Below are 24,325 nucleotides of genomic sequence, written 5' to 3'. Positions count from 1 at the left end.
AAAGTCCGCGACCTCCCCATGATACCTGGGGGAGCGGGCTTGCTCGCGAAGGCTGTGCGTCAGCCCACATCTGAGTCGCTGACCCGACGCTTTCGCGAGCAAGCCCGCTCCCACATTTGATCTGGGCCGGACACACATTCTGCGACCTCTGCAAGATACCTGTGGGAGCGGGCTTGCTCGCGAAGGCTGTGCGTCGCCCACATCAGAGTTGCTGACCTGACGCTTTCGCGAGCACGCCCGCTCCCACATTTGATCTGGGCCGGACACACATTCTGCGACCTCTGCCAGATCCATGTGGAATCGGAGAGCGCCGGAGGAAAAAACTGGCGGAAGACAGCCGGAGTCGAACCTGCCCGGGAACGGATGCCGTCCCCAACCGGGTTTGAAGCCCGGCCGCGCCACCGGGCGCGATTGTCTTCCTCAATTCAGGGCGCGTCGGCATTGGCCAGCGCGTTGTCGGGGCGGATCTGGCGAGATTCGCCGATGCGGCGGGTCAGGCCGAGTCGGTCGAAGTACTCCAGATACTGAATGCAACGTTTGCGTCCCAAGCCTAGCGCATCACGGAAGGTTGTCACCTCGATCGCTGGATTTTCTTCAGCGAGTTTCAGCAGCAGCGCTGCCATTTGCCGCAGGACGATGTCGCTGATGAACAGGTCGCGCACCACTTGGTGCACCAGGCCCAACCGCGCGAGCTTGCGCAGCAGAAGGCGGACGCTCGCGTCATCTTCACCGAGCATTTTCGCGGCGTCGCGCACCCACGGGGGGTCGAAACCGGCCTGGTCGAACAATGGCTGTAAAGCCAGCCAGAGGGTTTCATCGTCGACGTTCAGGCGCACCTGATGATCGGGCAGGTGCAGCCAGGGCCCGCTGGCCAGGATCGAACCGGCGTCGAGCAGCTCATCGAGCAGACTGATGAAGGTCGAGCGTTCCAGTGCCAGCGCGCTGAAGCGCCGTAGCCGATCGCGGTCCGGGCCCATCTGGTCGGGTTCCTGCTCGTGGAATCGCGCCAGTTGCTCGAGCAAGTTGAATTTCAACTGGCCCCAGCGCTGAACGTTAAACAGCAGCGGGCCTTGGCGGGTGTCGATCAGGCGGATATTTGCTGCCAGTGCCCACTGCGCACGTGGGCGGTTGAACTGGCGTTCGAGACGTTGCGGGGCGAGGCCGCCGGGGCTGTGGTTGAGCAGCGCTGGCAGGGCCTGTTCGAGGCTGACGCTGAGGGCGAGGGTTTGCAATTGTGCGAGGCGTTCCGGGCCGCGGCGTTGGCGGGCCGGGGCGAACGGGTCGAGAACGACGCCGCCGCCAAGGGTGCGTTGGGCGCTGGAGTCTCGCAGGATCAGCCGATCGCCTTTTACCGCGTGCACCGGTGCGTTGGTCAGCAGTTGCGCGAACATGCGCTCGCCGGGACTCAGGCGCGGACCTTGCAGTAAAGCGACGCGAGCGATGACGTCTTGTGTGCCGAGGTGCAGGTGGACCGGGTGAAAATGTTCGAAGGTGCGTTCGCCGGGCAATAGCTGAAAGTCGATGTCAACGCGCTGCGCCGGTGCGTGCAGCCAGTCCGCCAGCAGCCAGTGGCCCCGATGGATCTGCGCCAGTTCCAGGCGCTCCGCGCTGAGGTTCAACGCCACGCGCTGGCCGGCGCAGGCCTGTTGTGCAGCCTGGTTCTGCGCGTGCAGTCCACGAATGCGCACCGTTCTGCCGGCAGGCGCCAAAACCAGCTTGTCACCGACCGCAACCGTGCCCGAGAGCGCCGTGCCGGTGACCACAATCCCCGTCCCGGCCACACTGAACGCCCGATCAATTGCCAGACGAAACCCACCTTCGCAACTGCGCGCCTGCACCTCGTTTTGCGCCTGCAGCAAGGCCGCGCGCAACTCATCAACGCCCCGCCCGTTCACGCTCGAAACGGTGAAAATCAGCGCATCAGCAAACGGCCCGGGCGCAAGCAGATCCTGCACCTGACGCTGCACCTCTTCCACCCTGCCCGCTGCGGCCCGGTCGCATTTGGTGATCGCCACCAACGCGCGGGGAATGCCAAGCAATTGGACGATTGCCAGGTGCTCGCGGGTCTGCGGCATGACGCCGTCGTCGGCCGCAACCACCAGCAACACCAGATCGATGCCCTGCGCGCCGGCGAGCATGTTGTGGGTGAATTTCTCGTGACCGGGTACGTCGATGAAGCCAGTCAGCCCGGCACCCGCTGCCAGTTCGGCGTAGAGGTAACCGAGGTCGATGGTCATGCCGCGTTCGCGTTCCTGCGGGCGGCGGTCGCCGGTTTGCCCGGTCAGCGCCTGCAGCAGCGAGGTCTTGCCGTGGTCGATGTGCCCCGCCGTGCCGACGATCACGGGTCGACCTGCAATTGCGGCAACTGCGCCAGCCACGCCGGCTCATCGTCGAGCTGACGCAGATCCAGCCACAGCGCGTCGTCGGCGATTCGCCCGAGCACCGGAACCGGCAGACCGCGCAACGCCTTTTCGAGATTGAGCAGATGGCGCCCGCGCCAACGCTTGGACACCTGCGGTCGACAGCACAGCGCTGCACTCGGCAGACGCGCCACCGGTTGGCTGCCGCTACCGATCATGCCCAGGGCCTCGACTGCGCTGACCTGCCAGACCTCCCCCAACACGTCGGCAAGCAAAGGGGACAAACGCACAGCCTGAGCATGAATCTCGGCTTGCGAACGGGTCAGCAGGCGCAGGCTCGGCAGACGCTCGGCGAGGCGATCCGGATCACGGTACAAACCGAGCACCGCTTCCAGCGCGGCCAAGGTCAACTTGTCGACGCGCAGCGCGCGTTTCAACGGATTCTTCTTGATCTTCGCGATCAATTCTTTGCGCCCGACAATCAACCCGGCCTGCGGCCCTCCGAGCAATTTGTCGCCGCTGAAGGTGACAATATCGGCGCCATCAAGCAATGCCTGGCGCACCGTCGGTTCCGCCGGCAGCCCCCATCGGGTCAGGTCGAGCAGGCTGCCGCTGCCCAGATCCTCCAGCAACGGCAAGCCATGGGTGTGCGCCAACTCGGCCAGTGCAGCGGTCGGCACTCGTGCGGTGAAGCCCTCGATGCTGTAGTTGCTGGCATGCACGCGCATGATCAAACCGCTACGCGGGCCGATCGCCGCCTCGTAATCGCGGGCATGGGTGCGGTTGGTGGTGCCGACTTCGTGCAAGCGCACGCCGGCGCGCGCCATGATGTCGGGGATGCGGAACGCGCCGCCGATCTCGATCAGCTCACCGCGCGAGATGATGCCTTCCTTGCGTGCGCCCAGGCTGTTGAGGGTCAGCAGCACGGCAGCGGCATTGTTGTTGACCACGGTCACGGCTTCGGCGCCGGTCAGTTCGCGGATCAGGCCCTCGATGAGGTCGTCGCGATCACCGCGCTTGCCGCTGGCCAGATCGAATTCCAGATTCAGCGGATAACGTGCAGCCATTTGCACCGCTTCGATGGCTTCTTCGGGCAACAACGCGCGGCCGAGATTGGTGTGCAGCACCGTGCCGGTCAGATTGAATACCCGGCGCACCTGGCTGCGTTGCTGTTGCGCCAACCGCTCGCCGACGCGCCCGGCGAGCACTTCAGCGCCGATTTCAATGGCCGACAACTGCCCGTTCAACACGCCAGGCCTCAGCTCATCGAGCAACTGGCGCAGTCCCGTCAGCAACGAATCCCGGCCGTAACGCTCGGCCAACGGCGCGCACGCCGGATGACGCAACAACCCATCAATAGACGGTAACCGCAGGGCAACGCTGGAAGACATCAAACACTCCTGTTTTGACCGGAAAGGCCCCTTCGGGAGCAAGCCCCCTCCCACAGGTATTCAGCAGTGTAGACGCACTGTGGGAGCGACCCTGCTCGCGAAAGTGGCAGGTCAGTCAAAGATGATGGCCTGAAACGGCCCCTTCGGGAGCAAGCCCCCTCCCACATTTTTCGGCAGTGATGAAGTCCGGTGGGAGCGGGCTTGCTCGCGAAGGCGGTGGGTCAGCCAAAGAAGATGTGTCTGGAAAGGCCCCTTCGGGAGCAAGCCCCTTCCCACGGGTGCTCCAGCAGTGTAGACGCTGTGCTCATTCGTCTCCCGGCGCCAGCAACAGATTCGGTGCCAGACGCTGATAACCATCCTGAGCCAGACGCATGTCCAGCAGCAAACTGCCGAGGTCCGCCGACAGCGCCTCGGCCTCGGCATCGTTCTCCAGATACAGCAATTTCAAGTAGCTGTTACAGCTCGGGCAGACTTCGGCGCGCAGCGGCGCCTGTTCGGCGCTGTGCCGATCATCTTCCTGGCTGAGATACTCAAGGCCCTTGCTCTGCTCGCAATACACGCACTTGACCCGCACCACATGCCATTCGCAGGCACACAGTGAGCACACCAGATAACGCAATCCGTTGTGCTTGCCGCTGTGGCGGATCACCCCGGCCATGGCCGGCGAACCACAGGCCGGGCATTGGCTGAGGCTGTCGCCGGGTTTGAGTTGCAACTGCGGCACGCTGAGCAGCCAGTGGCTCCAGGCGGTTTGCAGCGCCGCGCCGAGAAACGGCACCAGCGCCGCCGGCACCAGCGAATACTGACCGCTGACCAGCGCCACCGCCCACGCGCGCAATTGACCGGAACGGGCGGCGCGCAGACTGTCCAGCGCGTCGATGACCGCTGGCTGATCCGCAGGCGCATAGCGCTGCAGCAAGGCTGCCAGCCATGGCTGCCAGACCTCTTCACGCACCAAGGTGTCTGCCGCAAATGGCGGCAGACCGTGCTGTTGACAGGCTTCGAAGCGCTGCGTATCGAACGCTGCCGTTAGCGGCGGATCGTCGAAGACCTGTTGCTGCGCCCGGCACACACCAGCGATCAGCCGCAGATAATCCGCCAGCCCACTGCCCTCGGCCAGACGCTCCAGGCGCTCGGCACGCAGGGCAAACAGGTTACGCGGTGGCAGGTACAGAAACGGCGGCGAACTGGCCGCCGCTTCGATTTCCCCAGGTTCCAGAATGCTTGGCAAAAGTCAGCCCTTTTTCGTCAGCGGTCGCTCGGACAGGTCCCGAGGCTGTTCGTCGCGGGTCACCTCGCGGTACCACAGTTCATGGTGTTTTTTCGCCCACGGCCGGCTGACCCAGCCATGCAGCATGGCGTCGACCGAACCCTTGATCCACAAACCAGCGTAGATGTGCACGATGATGCTCAGCACCAGCACGAACCCGGCCAAGGCATGCAGGAGCATGGCCCAGCGGATCGCGGTGATGCCGAAATACGCGCTGAACCACGCACGCCAGATCACCAGCCCGGTGAACAACAACCCGAGCATGCACAGCAGTAAAGTCCAGAACAGCAGCTTTTGCCCGGCGTTGTACTTACCCACCGGCGGCACGCTTTCTTCGTCGTTGACCATGACCCGATTGATCCGCCGCAGCCATTGGCGGTCGTTGGCGATGAAGAAATTGGTGCGCCAGAAGCTGAACACCAGCCCGAGGAACAGCACGAACATGGCGATGCCCATGTACGGGTGCAGGATCCGCGTCCAGGTACCGCCGCCGAACAGGTGACTCAGCCAGAACAGCGACGGATGAAACAACGCCAGCCCCGACAGCCCGGCCATGAAAAACAGGATCGCCACCAGCCAGTGATTGGTGCGCTGGTTGGCGCTGTAACGCAGGATTGTCTTGTGACTCATGGCCGCTCCTCCCCGCGTGGATCGAAGGTGTGCACCGCCGGGTCGACAACGTGCACCGAAGTGTCGGGCGCCGTCGGCTGTTCATCTTCTTCGACACGATTCGGCCCGACGCGCACATAGTGGAAGAACCCGGCAATCACCGCCGCGCCCATCGCCAGCAGCGCCAAGGGTTTGCTGACGCCTTTCCACAAATCCACCAGCGGACTGATCGCCGGGTGATCGGGCAAACCGGCATACAGTTTCGGCGTGTCGGCGTGGTGCAAGACGTACATGACGTGGGTGCCACCGACGCCTTGCGGGTCATACAGGCCGGCGTTGTCAAAGCCACGGCTTTTCAGATCGACGATGCGTTCGGCGGCGTGCTCTTTCATGTCTTCCTTGGTGCCGAAAACGATGGCGCCGGTCGGGCAGGTTTTCACGCAGGCCGGCTCCAGCCCCACCGCGACGCGATCGGAACACAGTGTGCATTTGTAGGCTTTGTGATCCTTTTGCGAGATGCGCGGAATGTTGAACGGGCAACCGGTGATGCAATAGCCACAACCAATGCAGTGGTCCTGATCGAAATCGACGATGCCGTTGGCGTGCTGAATGATCGCGCCGGGGCTCGGGCACGCCGCGAGGCAACCGGGCTCGGCGCAGTGCATGCAGCCGTCCTTGCGGATCAGCCATTCAAGGTTGCCGGCGTCGGTTTCATGCTCGGTGAAGCGCATCAGCGTCCACGAATCCGCCGTCAGGTCCTGCGGATTGTCGTAGGTGCCGTGGTTGTGGCCGACCTCGTCGCGCAGCTCGTTCCATTCCGAGCAGGCGACCTGGCAGGCCTTGCAGCCGATACATTTGGTGGTGTCGATCAGCTTGGCGACGCCTTGCTGAGTCCTCACCGACGGCGGCACCGTGGTGGTGGCCGAGCGGGCAATGATGTCTTGGCTGGCCATTTACAGTTTCTCCACGTTGACCAGGAATGACTTGGATTCCGGGGTCTGGGTGTTGCCATCGCCGAGGAACGGCACCAGGGTGTTGGTCAGGTAACCGTGACGCGTCAGGCCGGTAAAACCCCAGTGCAACGGGATGCCGATCTGATGCACCACCTGGCCGTTGACCTGCAGCGGCCGGATGCGTTTGGTCACTACCGCCACCGCTTCGATGAAGCCGCGCTTGCAACTGACGCGCACGCGATCACCGGCAGCGATGCCCTTCTCGTTCGCCAGTACTTCGCCGATTTCGACGAACTGCTCGGGTTGGGCAATCGCGTTCAACTTGCAGTGCTTGCTCCAGAAGTGGAAATGCTCGGTGAGCCGATAGCTGGTGCCGGCGTACGGGAAGTCCTTGGCTTCGCCGAGGGTTTCCCAGACCGAATCGAAGATCCGCGCCGCCGGGTTGCTGGTGGCTTGCTTGTTCTGCGGGTGCAACGGGTTGATGCCGATCGGCGTTTCGAACGGCTCGTAGTGCTCGGGAAATGGCCCTTCGTTCATCTTGTCGACGGCGAAGAACCGCGCCACGCCTTCGGGGTTCATGATGAACGGATTCATCCCGGCTTCCGGCGGCACGTCGGCCTTGTAATCCGGCACATCGGTGCCGGTCCAGGTCTTGCCGTTCCACCACACCAGACGCTTTTTCGCATCCCACGGTTTGCCCGCCGGGTCCGACGAGGCGCGGTTGTAGAGAATCCGCCGATTGGCCGGCCACGCCCATGCCCAGCCCTGATGCTGATGCATGCCGAACGGGTCGGCGTTATCGCGCCGGGCCATCTGGTTACCGGCCTCGGTCCAGCTGCCAGCGAAAATCCAGCAACCGGACGCGGTGCTGCCGTCATCCTTGAGCAACCCGAAGCCGGCCAGCTGAGTGCCCGCCTTGATCGTGACGCCATTGGCGTCGGTGAAATCGCTGACGGCGGTGCCGTTGATTTCCCGCGCCAGTTCCTCCGGCGAAGGCTCGTCAGGGATCTTGTACGGCCACGACAGTTTCAGCAGAGGGTCAGGAAACTTGCCGCCTTCGGTTTGATAGCGCTGGCGCAAGCGCAGGAACAATTCGCTCATGATGCGAATGTCAGTCTGCGCCTCGCCCGGGCCGTCGGCGCCCTTCCAGTGCCATTGCAGCCAGCGGCTGCTGTTGACCAGCGAGCCGTCCTCTTCGGCAAAACACGTAGTGGGCAGACGGATGACTTCGGTCTGGATTTCGGCGGTTTTCACGTCGTTGTAGGGCCCGACGTTTTGCCAGAACTCCGAGGTTTCCGTAGCGAGCGGATCCATGACCACCAGCCACTTGAGCTTGGCCAAAGCGCCCATCACGCGGTTCTTGTCCGGCAATGCGGCGATCGGATTGAAGCCTTGGCAGAAGTAGCCGTTGACCTTGCCCTGGCTCATCAGGTCGAACATTTTCAGCACGTCGTAGTTGGGAATGTCGAGCTTCGGCAAATGGTCGAACAGCCAGTTGTTGTCGGCGGTGGCGTTGGCGCCGTACCAGGATTTCATCAGGCTGACGTGGAATTTGCTGTAGTTCTGCCAGTACGACAGCTGCCCCGGCCTTAGCGGCACCTGCGTGCGCTTGTAGATGAACTGGCCGTAATCCTGCTCGCTGTCGCTGGGCAGCGTGAGGTAGCCGGGCAAGGCATTGGACAGCAGACCGAGGTCGGTCAGGCCCTGGATGTTCGAGTGCCCGCGCAAGGCGTTGACTCCGCCGCCGGGCATGCCGACGTTGCCCAGCAGCAATTGCACCATCGCCGCGCTGCGGATGATCTGCGCACCGATCGAGTGTTGCGTCCAGCCGAGGGCATAGAGAATCGTCATGGTCTTGCCCGGTGTCGAGCAGGTAGCGATTTCTTCCCAGATTTTCTGCATCGCGTCGACCGGCATGCCGCAGATCTGGCTGGCCAGGTCGATGTTGTAGCGGCTGTAATGCTGCTTCATCAACTGATAGACGCAGCGCGGGTCTTGCAGGGTCGGGTCGACCCGCACGAAACCGTCCTCGGCAAATTCGTAGCCCCAGCCGGACTTGTCGGTGTAGCTGCGTTTCTGCGCGTCATAACCGCTGAACAGGCCGTCTTCGAAGCCATAGCCGGCTTTGACGATGAACGACACATCGGTGTAATTGCGCACGTATTCGTGCTGGATCTTGTCCTCGGTCAGCAGGTAATTGATCAAACCGCCCATGAAGGCGATGTCGGTGCCGGTGCGGATCGGCGCGTAATAGTCGGCCACCGAGGCGGTCCGGGTAAAACGCGGATCCACCACGATCAGCCGCGCCGCGTTGTGCGCCTTGGCCTCGGTCACCCATTTGAAGCCGCACGGATGCGCTTCTGCTGCGTTGCCGCCCATTACCAGGATCAGATTCGCGTTAGCGATATCGGTCCAGGTATTGGTCATGGCACCACGGCCGTACGTCGGGGCAAGACTTGCCACCGTCGGGCCGTGTCAGACACGAGCCTGGTTATCGAACCCCAGCAGGCCGAGGCTGCGAATCACTTTCTGGGTGATGTAGCCGGCTTCGTTGGATGCCGCCGATGCCGCGAGGAAACCGGTGGTCAGCCAGCGATTCACCGTTTGCCCGTTGGCATTTTTCTCGATGAAGTTGGCGTCGCGGTCGGCCTTCATCAGGTCGGCGATGCGATCAAGGGCTTCGTCCCAGCCGATGCGCGTCCATTCATTGCTGCCGGGCTTGCGCACCTGTGGGTACTGCAAGCGGCCGGGGCTGTGAATGAAGTCGAGCAGGCCCGCGCCTTTCGGGCACAGCGTGCCGCGATTGACCGGGTGGTCGGCGTCGCCTTCGATATGAATGATGTTTTGCGCCACGTTCTTGCCGGCATCGCCCTGGCTGTACATGATCAAACCGCAACCGACCGAGCAATACGGGCAGGTGTTGCGGGTTTCACGGGTGTGGGCGAGCTTGAAGTGGCGCACCTGCTCGGCGAAGGCCGCCGTCGGGGCCATGCCCAACGCGCCCAGGCTTGAGCCTGCAAGGCCTAGACCTGCGACCTTGAAGAACTGACGACGGCTGAGATCCATCGTGCACTCCTGATCAGGTGGAACCCGGTACTTGCGCCGGGCTTTATCTGGACAACCACGGTTGCAGCGCGACGGCGCTGGCTTTTTCACTGTAGACAAAGACCTTGCGGACTGTGTGAAAACCGACCGTCGGCGACAATCGGTCATGCATCGGTAAACCTGTGCTGGCTCAGGGATCAGGCGGTGCGCGCCCGAAATCCCTGCGGGAGCGGGCTTGCTCGCAAAGGCATCGGGTCAGTCAATGCATATGCAGGCCAACCCATCGCATTCGGGAGCAAGCCCCCTCCCACAGCAGTGGGACAGTCAACGCATATGCAGGCCGACCCCCGCATTTGGGGCAAGGTCCCTCCCACAGGATTTGAGTGCTCCACTTGGGCCATAGGCTTATCATGGCGCCCAGTACCAATCCTGCCTTGACGAGACCGCGCATGACTTTCGATTTTGATCAGTTGTTCGACCGCCACCAGACTGGCAGCACCAAGTGGAGCCGCTACCCGGCCGATGTGTTGCCGATGTGGGTCGCTGACATGGATTTTGCCGCGCCACCGGTCATCGTCGAAGCCTTGCAGCAGCGCCTGCTGCATCCGCTGCTCGGTTACAGCGTGGCGCAGGACAACCTGCGCGAAGCCATCGTCGCCGATCTGTGGAACAAATACGCGTGGCGTGTCCAGCCGCAGGAGCTGATTTTCCTGCCGGGCGTGGAATCGGGCTTCAACATGGCCCTCAAGGCTTTGGTCCTGGCCCAGCAGAATGTCGTCGTGCAAGTGCCAAACTATCCGCCACTGCGCCACGCACCGGGGCATTGGGGTCTGAACAAGGTCGAGCTGGAATTCAATGCCCAGGCCGATGGCACTTACGCCACACCGCTGGATTCCTTGCGCGAATCGCTAAATGGCGGCGGCGCCCTGCTGCTGAGCAACCCGCATAACCCGCTCGGCAAGGTCTTCGACCGCGAAGAGTTGCAGGCTATCGCAGACATTTGCGCAGCGCAGGATGCGTGGATCATCTCCGACGAAATCCACGCCGAGCTGTGTTTCGATGGCCGCGTGCACATTCCCACCGCTTCGCTCAGCCCGGCAATTTCGAAACGCACCATCACGCTGATGTCGGCGAGCAAGGCCTACAACATCGCCGGTCTCAAGACCTCGTTCATGATCATTCAGGACGCCGCCCTGCGCGAACGCGTCAACCACGCCCGCTGCGGCATGGTCGACAGCGTCAATCCGCTGGGCATGGAAGCCACTCGCGTCGCCTACAGCGAAGCCGGCCCGTGGCTCGCCGAACTGAAAACCTACCTGCAGGCCAACCGCGACTGGCTGGTGGACGCCGTGCGCACGCGCCTGCCGGGCGTGAGCATTAACGTGCCGCAGGGCACTTATCTGGCGTGGCTCGATTGCACGGCGCTGGACCTGCCCGATCCGCAGCGGTTCTTCCTTGAGCAGGGCAAGGTCGGCCTGAGTGCCGGGCTGGATTTTGGCGACCGGCATCAGCAGTTTGTGCGATTGAACTTCGGTTGCCCGCGGGCGCTGCTCGAAGAAGGCATTGCGCGGATGGAGCGGGCTTTGGCTAAACGCAACAGCTGACATCCCACTGGCACAATCAGGTCATGTGGCAGCGGGCTTGCTCGCGAATGCGGTATTCCAGTCAACATCATCGTTGAATGACAGACCGCCTTCGCGAGCAAGCCCGCTCCCACATTGGGTGTGAGCATTTTCTGAAAAATCCATCGCAAATCCGATCGAACTCACGGCAAAGCCACCGGGTCAACCCGGAACACTGGCCTTGAAATCAGGAGACCCTGCGATGACTGACTATCCAAAACCACCCTTCCCGAAACAAGCCCAACCGGTGCCTGGCTCGCAGCGCAAGATGGAACCGTACCCAGACTGCGGCGAGCAAAGCTACGTCGGGTCCGGCCGCCTCGCCGGCAAGATTGCGCTGATCACTGGCGCTGACAGCGGCATTGGTCGCGCCGTCGCAATTGCCTTCGCCCGTGAAGGCGCCGACGTTGCCGTGGCTTACCTGAATGAACACGAAGACGCCAAGGAAACCGCGCGTTGGGTCGAGCAGGCCGGGCGTCAGTGCCTGCTGCTGCCGGGCGATATCGCCGAAAAAGCGCAGTGCCAGGCGCTGGTTGACAAGACCGTCGAGCGCTTTGGCCGCATTGATGTGCTGGTCAACAACGCCGCGTTCCAGATGACCCACGAAAACTTCGAAGAAATCCCCGACGACGAATGGGTGATGACCTTTGATGTGAACATCACCGCCATGTTCAGGATCTGTCAGGCGGCGATCAAGCACATGGGGCCCGGCTCATCGATCATCAACACCAGTTCGGTCAACTCGGACATGCCCAAACCGACCCTGCTGGCCTACGCCACCACCAAAGGTGCGATCGCCAACTTCACCGGTGGTCTGGCGCAGATGCTCGGGCCGAAGGAAATTCGCGTCAACAGCGTCGCACCCGGCCCGATCTGGACCCCGCTGATCGTCTCGACCATGCCCGAGGAAGAGGTGCAGAACTTCGGCGGCAGCACCCCGCTCGGCCGGCCGGGCCAACCGGTGGAAGTGGCGCCGATTTACGTGCTGCTGGCCTCCGACGAAGCCAGTTACATCACCGGTCAGCGCTACGGCGTGACCGGCGGCAAACCAATGCTGTAACCGTGCAGCAGAAAAACTGAACCCCAGCGGCATGGCATCCCTCCATACCTGTAAGCGCCTACGGGCCAACAGGAACAGGAGGTTGTCATGTCCGCCCCCCTCGTCAGACTCTTCACCCAACCCAACTTCGCCTGGACCGATATCCGCCGCGAGGAAGAAACCCATCCCCGCCACTACCTCGCCCATTTGCTGCTGCTCGCGCTGATTCCTGCCGTGTGCCTGTTCATCGGCACCACCTACGTCGGCTGGAGCCTCGCAGTGGGTGAAAACGTGCGTTTGAGCACCGCCAGCGCGCTGCAGTTGAGCGTGCTGCTGTACGTGACGATTGTCGCGGGTGTTGCGGTCATGGGCGGTTTCGTTCGCTGGATGTCGCGTTCATTCGATGCGCGGCCGACGCTGAACCAATGCATCGGTTTTGCCGCTTACACGGTGACCCCGTTCTTCATTGCCGGGATTGCCGGGTTGTACCCGAGCCGCTGGCTGGCGATTCTGGTGCTCGGCGCGGCGTCGATCTATTCGACATTCCTGCTGTTCGTCGGCCTGCCGACCTTCATGCATGAACGCAAGGAGCAAGGCCTGCTGTATTCGGCGTGCGTATGGGGCGTTGGTTTGCTGGTGCTGGTGACCATGCTCGTCTCGATGATTCTGCTGTGGTTCAACGTGCTCATCCCCGAGTACCTTCGTACGACCGTGAGCTGACCCGATGCGACTGTTCTTGAACATTCACTGCAGTGAGCGCTCATGAGTTTCGGCGTGTGGGTTGCGGTGCTCGGCGCCGTGTTGCTGACGTTGGCCCTGACGTCCTCGTGGCTGCGCTGGATGCCGGTGACCACTTCAGCGGTATGCCTGCTGTTGGGCATTGCCATCGGACCCAGTGGCCTCGATTTGTTGAAATTGTCACTGGAAGAATCGTCGTTGTGGATGGAGCACCTGACGGAAGTGGCGGTGCTTTTTTCCTTGTTTGTCTGTGGCCTGAAGCTGCGCTTGCCGCTGGGCAACAGGACCTGGCGCATCGCCTTTGGCCTGGCGGGGCCGGTGATGATCCTGAGCATCATCGGCGTATGTCTGCTGCTGCATTGGGGCCTGCAATTGGCGTGGGGGCCTTCGCTGCTGATCGGCGCGATGCTGGCGCCAACCGATCCGGTGCTGGCGGCGCTGGTGCAGGTCAATGATGCGCAGGACGTCGACAGCGTGCGCTTCGGCCTCTCCGGTGAAGCCGGGCTCAACGACGGTGTGGCCTTCCCCTTTGTATTTCTCGGCTTATTGCTGCTGCACACCGACGGCAGTTTCAGCGAGTTGCAACAGTGGTTTTTAAACGATTTGCTCTGGGCAGTGCCGGCAGGTCTGTTGGTCGGTTACGCAATGGGCCGTGGCATCGGCCGCATCGCCTTGTCGCTGCGCATTCACAACGAAGACAGCACCCTGGGCCCCAACGATTACCTGACCCTCGCACTGATCGCGCTTTCCTACGTGGTGGCCGATGCCATCGGCGGCTACGGCTTCCTCGCGGTGTTTGCCGCCGGCCTCGGTCTGCGTCAGGAGGAAGTGAAGTCCACCGGGATCACTCAAGCGCCTGCCGAGCATCTGGTGCAGCCGGTGGTGGGCCATCAGAACGTCGAACCCGAAAACGCTGTGCATGGCGACACCGAGCGGCTGGAAGACAGCCAGGTCGCGGCGGGCATCATGATGGGAGACATGCTGGCTTTTGGCAGTCTGGTCGAGCGGGCTATGGAAGTGTTTCTGGTGACCCTGCTCGGCGTCGTCCTGATTGCCCACTGGGATTGGCGGGCGCTGTGGATCAGCGCGGTGCTGTTTTGTCTGATCCGGCCGCTGAGCGTTGCGTTGATGCCCTGGGGCAATCTGCTCAGCGGGCCGCAGCGTTTATTGATCGGCTGGTTCGGCATTCGTGGCATCGGCAGCTTGTTTTATCTGTTCTTCGCGCTGAACCATGGTCTGGATTCCGACGTGGCCAAGGTCTGCACCGACCTCACCCTTTCAGTGGTAGCGCTGAGCATTCTGCTGCATGGCATCAGCACCCAGCCGATGCTGGCACGCTATGAAAGCTTGAAGGAACGAAAAAGCTGATTCATCAACCGCAACGCCTCGCTTGAAATCATCGAAGATTTTTCTGAAAAAAAATGGATCGCCGGGTGCGACCCAAGGGTCACAACTTTAACCGCGCCAATCATCCAGCGCGGCCCGGCAGGTTCGGTTCCCCTGCGGTGAACAGCCTATTAAACGGAACCCCGACACAAACAAGGTTACGGTCATGAACGAATGCTCGACTCCTGCGCAAATCAAGGCTTGCAGAGCACTGGCTCTGGAACGCAATCGTCAACTGTTCGAAGAAGCCCACGAACTGAACCGAGCGGCCAACGCGCTGCTGGAACAGACGCCTACCGACTTCGAACGCTTTGAGCAATACCGGGCACTGCGCAAGAAAGCCGATGCGAAATTTGAAGATGCGATTGATCATCTGTGTGTGCTGAATGAGGATTTTCCGCCGATTCCGGCGGCAGTGCAGAATGCTGTGAGTTCGCGGCGCGAGCTTGAAACCGCATAGCAAGTTACCAGCCCCCTCACTCTGGCCAGTGAGGGGGAAACTGATTGAAATGCAAGACTTCCCCCGGCCGACCAATCTCTTTACGGATTGGTCACCTGTATAAACACCGAATAAACCCCCAACATCACCCAGAACGTGGCGAAGATCCAAGGCGTGCGCACCGAAAACAGCAGCGACTTGCGATAACCCTTGTGGCTCGATTCCATTTCGCTGAACAGCGGTGATTCGTCATACGCCGCACCCATCACCGGCTCACTGTGCAGCAACTGGCTCTGTTTGAAGTGCCAGTGGTCGATGATGTCGTAGGCCGCACGAATCCCTGGCCAGGCGTTCAGTGAACTGAGCACGCCAAGCAGCGCCAGAAACGGCGGCACGACAAGTGTGAACATCTTGCCCCACTCCGGATTGAGGTTGGCCATGCACGAGGCGAAAGCGATCACCAGAAACGACTGCGCCGCCAGATAGGCGTCGGTGCGGTTGGCGAGGATGCTGGTTTCGTACTGGATCTCCCGGCGATAGAAGTCCAGCCGTTCCTTGGGTGAGCCAAACATCTTGGCGTCGTGTTCGGCCAAGGCTTCTTCAGCAGCGCTTGGCTGGGTCAATATGCGAGGCAAGAGACGTGCCCTCCAAAAGTGATCAAGACATTTTGGAAAGGCACGCACCCAGACTAGTTCAGCCGGATCGACCAGCGCGTCACTTCATCGACTGGGCGATGATCTGCACCAGATTCAACTGGGTGAACGGTTTCGGCAGGCGCGGCAGTTCGGCGGCGAAGCCTTCAAGGCGTTCGGCGTAACCGGTCGCGAGGATGATCGGCAGATCCGGCTTGAGCAGGCGTATGGCATGGGCCAGTTGCGCGCCGCTCATGTGCGGCATGGCCATGTCGGTGATCACCAGATCGATCACTTCGCCCTGATCGAACAGTGCCAGCGCCTTGGCGCCGGAAGTCGCACCGATGACACGATGGCCGAGGTCTTCGAGCAGCAGACTGGTGCTGGTCAGCACCAGCGAATCGTCATCGACCACCAGCACACTGAGCCTGGGCACTTTAATTGGCGCCGCGTTGCTGTACGTCGGGCGACTGACCGCTCGCTCAAGCGCCACCGGAATCCACAGCTGCGCCGCGGTGCCGTGGCCCTTCTCGCTCTTGAGAATAAAGCGCCCGCCCAACTGCTCAATAAAGCCATGCACCATTGACAAGCCCAGCCCGGTGCCTTTGCCCAGGCCTTTGGTGGTAAAGAACGGATCGCGGGCGCAGGCCAGCGTGGCTTCGTCCATGCCTTCGCCGGTGTCGCTCAGGCTCAGGCACACGTAACGCCCCGCCGGCAATGTCGAATGGCTAAGTTCCAGAACCACTTCGGCTTGCGCCTGAATAATCACCGTGCCGCCCTCGGGCATGGCGTCGCGGGCATTGGTGGCCAGATTGAGGATTGCCAGTTCCAGCTGATTGCTGTCGGCCAGCACTGGCTGCAGATCTTCGGGAAAGCGCGTTTCGATGCGAATCCCCGGCCCCAGCGAACTGCGCAGCAGCCCAGTGATGCCTTGCACCAGTTGCGGGATGTCCACCGATTCGGTTTTCAGTTCCTGACGCCGGGCGAAGGCCAGCATGCGCTGGGTCAGCGAAACACCGCGCAAAGCGCCTTGGGTGGCGTTTTCCAGTAGACGGGCGATTTTCGGCGCGTCGCCAATGCGCTTCTGCACGATTTCGAGATTGCCGAGGATCACTGTCAGCAGGTTATTGAAATCATGGGCAACGCCGCCGCTTAGCTGACCGATTGCCTGCATCTTCTGCGCCTGGAACAACGCCTCACGGGTTTTTTCCAGGGCTTGCTGCGCCTCGTACGCCTCGGTCACGTCGCGGGTGATCTTGGCAAAGCCGAGCAGCGTGCCGGTGTCACCGCGAATCGCATCAACCACCACGTGCGCCAGAAAGCGCGTGCCGTCCTTGCGCATCCGCCAGCTGCGGTTCTCGAACCGGCCTTCGCGGGTGGCAATCGCCAGCGAACGCTGCGGCTCGCCAAGCTCGCGGTCTTCGGGGGTATAGAAAATCGAAAAATGCTGGCCGATGATTTCTTCCGGCAAGTAACCCTTGATGCGCTGGGCGCCCTGGTTCCAGTTGCTGACGCAGCCCTCGGGGCTGAGCATGTAAATGGCGTAGTCGGTGACGCCCTGCACCAGCAGGCGGAACTGCTGTTCGCTTTGCTTGAGGGTTTCCTCGGCCATCTTGCGGTCGGTGAGGTCGCGGGTAATCTTGGCGAAACCGAGCAGATTGCCGTCGGGGTCCATGATCGGGTCGATCACTACGTGCGACCAGAAATGCGTGCCGTCCTTGCGTACCCGCCATCCCTCACCTTCGAAGCGCCCTTCGCGGATCGCTGTGTCGAGCGCCCGTTGCGGCATGCCGTTGGCGCGGTCTTCAGGGGTATAGAAGCGGGAAAAGTGCTCGCCGATGATTTCCGCTTCTTCATAACCTTTGAAACGCTTGGCGCCGGAGTTCCAGCTGGTGATGGTACCGTCGGGGTCGATCATGTAGATCGCGTAGTCGACAACCGCATCGATCAGCAGCCGGAAACGGCTGTCTTCGATCGCTGCGGTTCTGTTGTTTTCACTCATCACACTCACCAGCCACTGTCATGGGCTGAAGTATGCGTGAATCCGCCGATTTGAAAAGTGCCGGCGCGCTTTTGATCGCCCACCAGCGCGGCAGCAGCTGCTGGATGCGGCTTTCGGCAAAGCGGTCGTCGATCAGCATCACCGTGCCACGATCCTCGCGGGTACGGATCACCCGGCCGGCGGCCTGTACGACTTTTTGCATCCCCGGGTACAGATAGGTGTAGTCGTAGCCGGCACCAAAAATCGCCGCCATGCGCCGCTTCATCTGCTCGTTGACCGGGTTGAGCTGTGCCAGCCCCAGCGTGGCAATGAAGGCACCGATCAGCCGTGCGCCGGGCAAATCGATGCCCTCGCCAAACGCGCCGCCCAGCACCGCAAAGCCGACGCCCTGGCTGTCGGCGCTGAACTGCTCGAGAAACGCCTGCCGCGCCCCCTCGGCCATGCCCCGCGACTGCAGCCATTGAGTGATGTGCGGGTGGCGCTCGGCCAATAACGTCGCGACCTGTTGCAGGTAATCGAAACTGCTGAAGAACGCCAGATAGTTGCCCGGGCGCTCGCTGAACTGGCGGGCGATCAGCTCGACAATGGGCCCCAGCGACGCCTGGCGATGATTGAAGCGGGTGGAGATCTGGCTGACGATGCGCACCTGCAACTGCTCGGCGCTGAACGGCGATTCGACGTCGATGCACACCGTGTCGGCGGGCGTGCCCAGCAGGTCGGCGTAATAGTTGCGCGGGCTGAGCGTGGCCGAGAACAGCACACTGCTGCGCGCCGCGGTCAGGCGCGGGCCGATGAACGCCGCCGGCACCACGTTGCGCAGGCACAGTTGCGACAATGGACGCTTGCGGTCGAGGTCGCGTTTGCTGATATCGAACAGGTAATGCTCGTCGTACAGCTCGGCGACCCGGGCAAATTGCAGCAGGTCGAAATAGAAACTCTGCAGACCGCTGTCGAGGCCTTGCGGATGCTCGTTGAGGTAATCGCCAATGGCCGCGCAACACAGCGATATGGCTTGCAGGAGTTTGTCCGGCGCCTTGTCGTACGCCTGATATGCCGCCAGTTGCGGCGCATGCAGCGCGTTCCATTCGCGGTTGACCCGTTGCAGGGAACTCTTCAGCGCGGCGGGTGCGGTTTTGCGCACGCTGGCGAGCGTGAATTGATCAAGGCTGGCGCTGTACATCTGCCGGCCGCGCTCCACGAGGTTGTGCGCCTCGTCGGCGAGCACCGCGACTCTCCACTGATTGAGCTGGGCCAGGCCGAACAACAGCGCGCTGAAGTCGAAGTAATAGTTGTAGTCGGCAACCACCACGTCGGCCCAGCGAGCCATTTCCTGACTCAGATAATAAGGACACACACTGTGTTGCGCGGCGACCCCACGCATCGCCGCCTGATCCAGAAGGTTGATCAGGCTGGCGGCTTCGCGGGCGGCCGGCAAGCGATCGTAAAAACCCTGGGCCAGCGGACAGGATTCGCCATGACAGGCCTTGTCCGGGTGTTCGCAGGCCTTGTCGCGGGCAACCATTTCCATCACCCGCAGCGGCAAGTCCGGCGCTTGCCTGAACAACACCTGGCTGGCATCCAGCGCCAGTTTGCGCCCCGGGGTCTTGGCGGTGAGAAAGAACACCTTGTCCAGTTGCTGCGGCGCCAAGGCCTTGAGCATTGGGAACAGCGTACCAAGGGTTTTGCCAATGCCGGTTGGCGCCTGGGCCATCAGACAGCGGCCGGTGCTGACGGCTTTGAACACTGATTCGGCCAGATGCCGCTGGCCCGGGCGAAAATCCGCATGCGGAAACGCCAGTCGCTGCGCAGCCAGATTGCGCGCCCTGCGGTGGGCCATTTCCTGCTCGGCCCATTGCAGGAACACGCCGCACTGCTGCGTGAAAAACGCCTGGAGTGACTCGGCACTGTGGGATTCGACCAGGCAGGTTTCCTTTTCGCTGACGATGTCGAAATACACCAGCGCCAGATTGATCTGCTCCAGTTGCAGTTTCTCGCACATCAACCAGCCATAGATCTTCGCCTGCGCCCAGTGCAACTGGCGATGATTAGCCGGCTGCTTGCTCAAGTCGCCGCGATAGGTTTTGACTTCTTCCAGGCAGTTTTGCGCCGGATCGTAGCCATCCGCCCTGCCCTTGACCTTCAGCTCGCCGAACTCACCTTGCAGCGCCACTTCGCTCTGGTATTGCTCGCTGCGCCGCGAGGCCACCGTGCGATGGCCGACGATACCTTCCAGCGCGGTCGGTGACGGGGTGAAGCGCAGGTCGAGGTCGCCGGTCTTGGCGGTGAACTCGCACAGTGCACGCACGGCGACGCTGTAGCTCAAGCGCTCTGCTCCACCCACTGCACGTAACACACCGCCACCGGCATCTGGTGCTCATGGCAGAACTCCAGCCAGCGCAATTGATTGTCCTGCAAGCGGTCGCCGGGGCCTTTGACTTCGATCATCCGGTAGGTCTTGTGCTGCGGCCAGAACTGGATCAGGTCCGGCATGCCGGCGCGGTTGGCCTTGATGTCGAGCAGCAATCGGTTGAACCAGTGTTTCAGGTGTTGGGCGGGCAGGCAGGCCAGCGCCTGCTCCAGCAAGTCTTCGTTGAGCGCGCCCCAGAACACGAACGGCGACTGGATGCCCCACTTGTCGACGAAGCGCTGGCGAATCGTCTCGGCGTAGCGGCCGTCATCGAGTTCGCCCAGGCAGGCCTGAAACAGCTCGGCGCGGCGTTCGAGAAAGTCTTCGCTGAGCAGATCGACCGGGCCGCGCTGGAACGGGTGAAAGAACGCACCCGGCAACGGCGCGAAGATCGCCGGCCAGCACAACAGGCCGAACAGCGAATTGATCAGGCTGTTCTCGACGTAATGCACCGGGCCGTCATCGGCATGCAAGTGCGCTTGCACATGAAATTCCACCGACCGCGCCGGATCGATGCGCGGCAAGTACAAGTCGAGGCGCTCGACCTCTCTGGCCTTGGCACGCTTGAGCGGCGGGCCGCCGAGTTTGCGCCGCAGGCGCGGGACGATGCGCTGCAAGCCTTGCTGCTCGGCCGCGCTTTGCGGGGCCTGTTCGGCCAGCGTGCCGAGTTCCAGCGCCAATGCATATTCGCCGCAGCGTTCGAGCACGCGGATCATGCGCAATCGCGCGCCCGGATAAGCACAGTCACGATAAACGCTCAGAGCCAGCGCGAAATCGCCGATGCGCTCGCCATACTGGCCGATCTGGAACAATGCCTTGGCTTGCCGGCGGCGCAGCCACGGGTTGTCCAATTGCACGGCGTTGATCTGTGCGGCGATCGCCTCCAGCGGTTCACCGGCTTCGAAACGCAGTTGGCATTGATGCAGGAACAGGCAGGCATCGACGTCTTCGCGGCTGCGCAGGCCGCGGGAGTCAGCGCAGAACTCGACTTTTTCATAAGTGAAGATGCCAAGGTCGGCCAGCACGAACTCCGACCAGTCCTGATAGAGATTGCCGAAGAACATCAGGCGCAGACGATCACACAAATCCATCAGGGTCAGGCTGAATAGCCGGTCAGCCAGTTGCGGCGCCCAGTTGCGCAGGGTCTGCGCCTCGGTGAATTGCTCGGCGAGCAAGGGCAGCCATTCATCCTTGCGCCCTTTCGGCTGCGTTATGAAGGCGCCAAAGGCTTGCACCAGTTCGGCCTTGAGCAGCAGATCGAACAGCTCGGCCAGTGTCAGCGCGGCGTGCTCGTCGAGCCAGCCTTGATCGAGCAACGGCTGCGCCGCCGCAGCGATGTCGCCAATTTCCAGGTAATTGAGTTTGCTCGCGCGAAAATGAATGCCTTTGCGCATGACCATGCGTACCAGCAGTCCCTGCGAGGCTTGCGGCAGCGCATTGAAGTCGCGAATGAAGCCATGCTCGCTCTCGCTCATCAGATCGGCATAGCGAAGTCCAAGCCAATCAAGCACTTGCCGGAAGTTGTTGAGGTAATAGAACGGATCGTCGAGAGGGTTGGAGGTCACGGGAATTCAAAGCCACGGCAAGCGAACACTGGTTATGCGTACAGATAGCAGCTCAACCCTGCCTGGCGCAAACGGAAAAAGATCAATGGCATTTTTTCGCGCCGTCATCGAACTTTTCCGCCGAGGCTGGCACCAACCGCGTTACAGGGCCGACAATGCCCGCAATCACATTCAAGCAAGGAGTCAGAGGTGGGTATGAAAATCAAGATGCTGGGTATTCCTGTAGCGGTTGCAGCCCTGTTGGCGCTGGGCGGCTGTTCGACCCAGACCGTGGTGACGCTGCAGAACGGCACCCAGTACCTGACCGAGGACATGCCGAAGACCGAGACCGAAGATGGTTTCTATGAGTTTGAGGATATTTCCGGAGCCAAGGTCAAGGTTCGCGCTGATGAAGTCGCGACCGTGCGCAAGGAAGACTGATCCACGCCGATCGTTCCCACGCGGAGCGTGGGAATGATCATGCCGTGTGATGTTCGCGAGCAGGCTCGCTTGTATGTTTAGGCTTGAAGGGGCCGGCACAGGCCCCGCATCGACCTCAGGCGATAACGACCCCGTCGGCGCTCAAACTCCCCAGCGCCACGCCGACCAAGGTCACCGAATCGGCACCAAACGTCAGCACGGTGTCGTGCCCGACCGCTGAGGCATGGGCGCGCAAATCATCCCCCGGCAACACACCCTGCACGCCGAGAAACACCAGTTTGTCATCGGCCGTATAGCCAACCACCCGGTCCTGGCCGAACGCGCCGCTGAACAGAAACGTATCCGCCCCGCCGCCCGATTCCAGCAGGTCGTTGCCAGCGCCACCGACAAACACGTCATTGCCCGCGCCGCCGAGCAAATGATCATTGCCCTCAAGGCCAAACAGCCAATCGCCGTCCGCATGCGCCTTGAGCGTGTCGGCACCGGCCGTGCCTTTAACACTCGATTCGTAAGCGGTCAGGTTACCGCCGACGTTCAAACCCGTCGCAGTGACGCTGTGCAGCACGTCGTCCTTGAATACGCCCCAGAGAAAACCCGGCTCTTTGGTCACGATGCTGCCGATGTCGCGGGTGATGCTGATCCCGCCGTTGGCATCGCGGATGTACAGATTGCCGGCGCCGTCGTTGGCAAAATCAAAGTTCTTCACCGTTTGCTGCAAGTCGAGGGTGTTGCTGCCCTGCCCGCCAAGGATGACGTTGTAGCCGCCGCTGTCACGGAAGTTGTCGTTGCCGGCGCGTCCCTCCAGGTAGTCATTGCCGCTGCCGCCCTGGATCAGGTCGTTGCCGTCACTGCCGATGATGAAGGTGCTGCCCTTGTGGGTTTCGGCGTTGCGGTTGAGCGCCTGCACCCACGTGTTGGTCCGCGTCGGGTCGGACAGGTTGGCGACAATGATTGTCGAGTCGCGGCTGGTCAGGTCATAGAACTTCGACTCGAGCACGCGGGTCATGCCGTCGCCATAGCCCGTGGGCAGGTGCGAAATCCACGTCGGAATATTCAGGATCGAAAACGGCAGCACGTTCCAGGCGCTCGAGGCGTAGTGATCGTTGAAGCTGACGATGTTATCGGTGGTCGAGGCATGCGGCGCGTCGTGCACGCCTACCGAAGCGCTGCTGAAAGTAGACCCGTCGAGGGCACGAAACACCGGGTCGTTTTCGTAACCGATATTCAGCACCTTGTCACCACTGCTCTGGGTGGGCGAGGCGTAGGCGATGTAATTGGAGTCAGCAAAGAACCCACCCCACTTGTCACCGCTCAAGTCGGCCATGCTGTTTACCGCCAGGCCGCCGAGGCTGTGGCCGCTGACCAGCACGTCGTTGCCGCTGAGGCCGTTGGACCGGGCGAATGCGACCACATCGTCGAGCAGATTGCCGAAGGCTTCGCCGACGTAGTTTTTTGCGTAATCGGCCGGGCCGAAGGCTGCAAGCAGGTCACTGATCACGTCGCCAATCGAATCGCCGATGAGGATTTCACGCGGACCACTGGTGCCGCGAAAGGCTATACCCAGTTCGGTGAGGTGGCCCTGAGCGTGATACTTGCCGAGGACTTCCACTTGCGCGCTGGTGTAGCCGGCCTTCTCGCCGAAGAAGGTCCCGCGTGCGTCGGTTTTACCGTCGTAGCCCAATTGCGCGGCGCTGATCGGCGTCCAGCCGGCCTTTTGCACGGCTTCCAGGGCGAGTTTTTCCGAGTCGGGATTCCACGGGATTCCGGGGATCACCCCTTGCGAATCGGTGCCGCCAATCAGCGCGGTGACCAGCGTCCCCGGCAGGCCGAGGCCGAAGCCGTTGTGCTGGTAACCGGCAGCGAAGCCGTTATCGAGGTTGTGATAGGAATACAGCGTGATCGCCATGGCATCGCTGAACATCGCCATGGAATCGGCGGTGCCGAAGTTCTTGTAGTCGTATGCACCCATTGCCATTGCCTCTCTTGTTGTTGGAATTGTCAGAGATAGCTCACAGCCAGAGCGCAAGGCTCCGGAGCATTTCATTACATCTCGTGATGACCCTCAAATATCATGTGCACGCCGGCCCTGTGGGAGCGGGCTTGCTCGCGAAAGCGAAGTGTCAGACGGCACCTTCTCGACTGACACACCGCTTTCGCGAGCAAGCCCGCTCCCACATTTGGATCTTCTGCACATTTGGATTGTTGTACTCGCACAGTCCCATGTGCAGTGCTCCTTGTTCTTGAAAACCCGGCAGCCCGTGACGCGCTGCCGGTTACGCTCAGAACTGCCAGTCGAATCGGCGGTGCCGAAGTTCTTGTAGTCGTATACACCCATTGCCATTGCCTCTCTTGTTGTTGGAATTGTCAGAGATAGCTCACAGCCAGAGCGCAAGGCTCCGGAGCATTTCATTACATCTCGTGATGACCCTCAAATATCATGTGCACGC

General features: G+C 61.7%; 17 protein-coding genes and 1 tRNA gene. 6 read left to right on the top strand and 12 right to left on the bottom strand.

All coding sequences use genetic code 11. The features are described 5' to 3' along the window. Positions 1-324 precede the first annotated feature (324 nt). The 7 genes from ACP7D9_RS29430 to fdnG form a co-directional block, all read right to left on the bottom strand. Positions 325-420, bottom strand: a tRNA-Sec gene (locus tag ACP7D9_RS29430). A gap of 5 nt (positions 421-425) precedes the next feature. Then, on the bottom strand, positions 426-2,342 hold the full coding sequence (gene selB / locus ACP7D9_RS29425; protein ID WP_426160418.1) for a selenocysteine-specific translation elongation factor: 1,917 nt from the start codon (positions 2,340-2,342) through the stop codon (positions 426-428). Then, on the bottom strand, positions 2,339-3,751 hold the full coding sequence (selA, locus tag ACP7D9_RS29420; protein WP_426160416.1) for an L-seryl-tRNA(Sec) selenium transferase: 1,413 nt from the start codon (positions 3,749-3,751) through the stop codon (positions 2,339-2,341). Before selA ends, selB begins: the two co-directional genes overlap by 4 nt. A 304-nt stretch (positions 3,752-4,055) precedes the next feature. Then, on the bottom strand, positions 4,056-4,982 hold the full coding sequence (gene fdhE / locus ACP7D9_RS29415; RefSeq protein WP_426160415.1) for a formate dehydrogenase accessory protein FdhE: 927 nt from the start codon (positions 4,980-4,982) through the stop codon (positions 4,056-4,058). Positions 4,983-4,985: 3 nt separating this feature from the next. After that, positions 4,986-5,651, bottom strand: coding sequence for a formate dehydrogenase subunit gamma (locus ACP7D9_RS29410; RefSeq protein ID WP_101160346.1), 666 nt, complete (start codon positions 5,649-5,651; stop codon positions 4,986-4,988). After that, positions 5,648-6,583: a formate dehydrogenase subunit beta gene (gene fdxH, locus ACP7D9_RS29405; protein WP_397478111.1), complete on the bottom strand. Its 936-nt coding sequence runs from the start codon at positions 6,581-6,583 to the stop codon at positions 5,648-5,650. Before fdxH ends, ACP7D9_RS29410 begins: the two co-directional genes overlap by 4 nt. Further along, positions 6,584-9,649 (bottom strand): formate dehydrogenase-N subunit alpha, encoded by a 3,066-nt coding sequence (fdnG, locus tag ACP7D9_RS29400; RefSeq protein ID WP_426160414.1) that lies wholly within the window; start codon positions 9,647-9,649, stop codon positions 6,584-6,586. It lies immediately after the preceding gene. A gap of 428 nt (positions 9,650-10,077) precedes the next feature. Between fdnG and ACP7D9_RS29395 the strand changes: the two genes are divergently transcribed. From ACP7D9_RS29395 to ACP7D9_RS29375, 5 genes are all read left to right on the top strand, one after another. Further along, entirely contained in the window at positions 10,078-11,232 is a 1,155-nt protein-coding gene (locus tag ACP7D9_RS29395) for a MalY/PatB family protein (RefSeq protein WP_426160413.1), read from the top strand. 220 nt (positions 11,233-11,452) lie between these two features. Then, positions 11,453-12,310 carry a glucose 1-dehydrogenase gene (locus ACP7D9_RS29390; RefSeq protein WP_426160412.1) on the top strand — a complete coding sequence of 286 codons (858 nt, stop codon included), beginning with the start codon at positions 11,453-11,455 and terminating at the stop codon, positions 12,308-12,310. A gap of 87 nt (positions 12,311-12,397) precedes the next feature. Beyond that, positions 12,398-13,009: a Yip1 family protein gene (locus tag ACP7D9_RS29385; RefSeq protein ID WP_426160411.1), complete on the top strand. Its 612-nt coding sequence runs from the start codon at positions 12,398-12,400 to the stop codon at positions 13,007-13,009. Positions 13,010-13,051: 42 nt separating this feature from the next. Beyond that, a complete protein-coding gene (locus ACP7D9_RS29380; protein WP_426160410.1) occupies positions 13,052-14,395 on the top strand; it encodes a cation:proton antiporter in 1,344 nt (447 codons plus the stop codon). A 184-nt stretch (positions 14,396-14,579) separates the two neighbouring features. Continuing rightward, complete coding sequence (locus ACP7D9_RS29375) at positions 14,580-14,873, top strand: hypothetical protein (protein WP_101160363.1); 294 nt, start codon at positions 14,580-14,582, stop codon at positions 14,871-14,873. 80 nt (positions 14,874-14,953) lie between these two features. Here ACP7D9_RS29375 and ACP7D9_RS29370 read toward each other — a convergent pair whose 3' ends face one another. From ACP7D9_RS29370 to ACP7D9_RS29355, 4 genes are all read right to left on the bottom strand, one after another. Beyond that, a complete protein-coding gene (locus ACP7D9_RS29370; RefSeq protein ID WP_101160366.1) occupies positions 14,954-15,487 on the bottom strand; it encodes a hypothetical protein in 534 nt (177 codons plus the stop codon). 79 nt (positions 15,488-15,566) lie between these two features. Continuing rightward, positions 15,567-17,486: a PAS domain S-box protein gene (locus ACP7D9_RS29365; RefSeq protein WP_426160409.1), complete on the bottom strand. Its 1,920-nt coding sequence runs from the start codon at positions 17,484-17,486 to the stop codon at positions 15,567-15,569. Then, a complete protein-coding gene (locus ACP7D9_RS29360; RefSeq protein WP_426160408.1) occupies positions 17,479-19,809 on the bottom strand; it encodes a helicase C-terminal domain-containing protein in 2,331 nt (776 codons plus the stop codon). The genes ACP7D9_RS29365 and ACP7D9_RS29360 overlap by 8 nt, the downstream gene beginning before the upstream one ends. Beyond that, positions 19,806-21,458: a VRR-NUC domain-containing protein gene (locus ACP7D9_RS29355; protein WP_426160407.1), complete on the bottom strand. Its 1,653-nt coding sequence runs from the start codon at positions 21,456-21,458 to the stop codon at positions 19,806-19,808. The genes ACP7D9_RS29360 and ACP7D9_RS29355 overlap by 4 nt, the downstream gene beginning before the upstream one ends. A 195-nt stretch (positions 21,459-21,653) precedes the next feature. Here ACP7D9_RS29355 and ACP7D9_RS29350 point away from each other — a divergent pair, with 195 nt between their 5' ends. Then, positions 21,654-21,878, top strand: a complete 225-nt coding sequence (locus ACP7D9_RS29350) for a YgdI/YgdR family lipoprotein (RefSeq protein ID WP_016774830.1) — start codon at positions 21,654-21,656, stop codon at positions 21,876-21,878. A gap of 115 nt (positions 21,879-21,993) precedes the next feature. Here the strand turns inward: ACP7D9_RS29350 and ACP7D9_RS29345 are convergent, their stop codons facing one another. After that, the gene (locus ACP7D9_RS29345; RefSeq protein ID WP_426160417.1) at positions 21,994-23,847 is read right to left on the bottom strand and encodes a polyurethane esterase; all 1,854 of its coding nucleotides are present in this window, start codon (positions 23,845-23,847) and stop codon (positions 21,994-21,996) included. Positions 23,848-24,325 lie beyond the last annotated feature (478 nt).

The sequence above is a fragment of the Pseudomonas sp. TSRC2-2 genome (assembly GCF_049897785.1).
Taxonomy (GTDB): Bacteria; Pseudomonadota; Gammaproteobacteria; order Pseudomonadales; family Pseudomonadaceae; genus Aquipseudomonas.
This window is presented reverse-complemented; position numbering and strand designations above follow the sequence as displayed.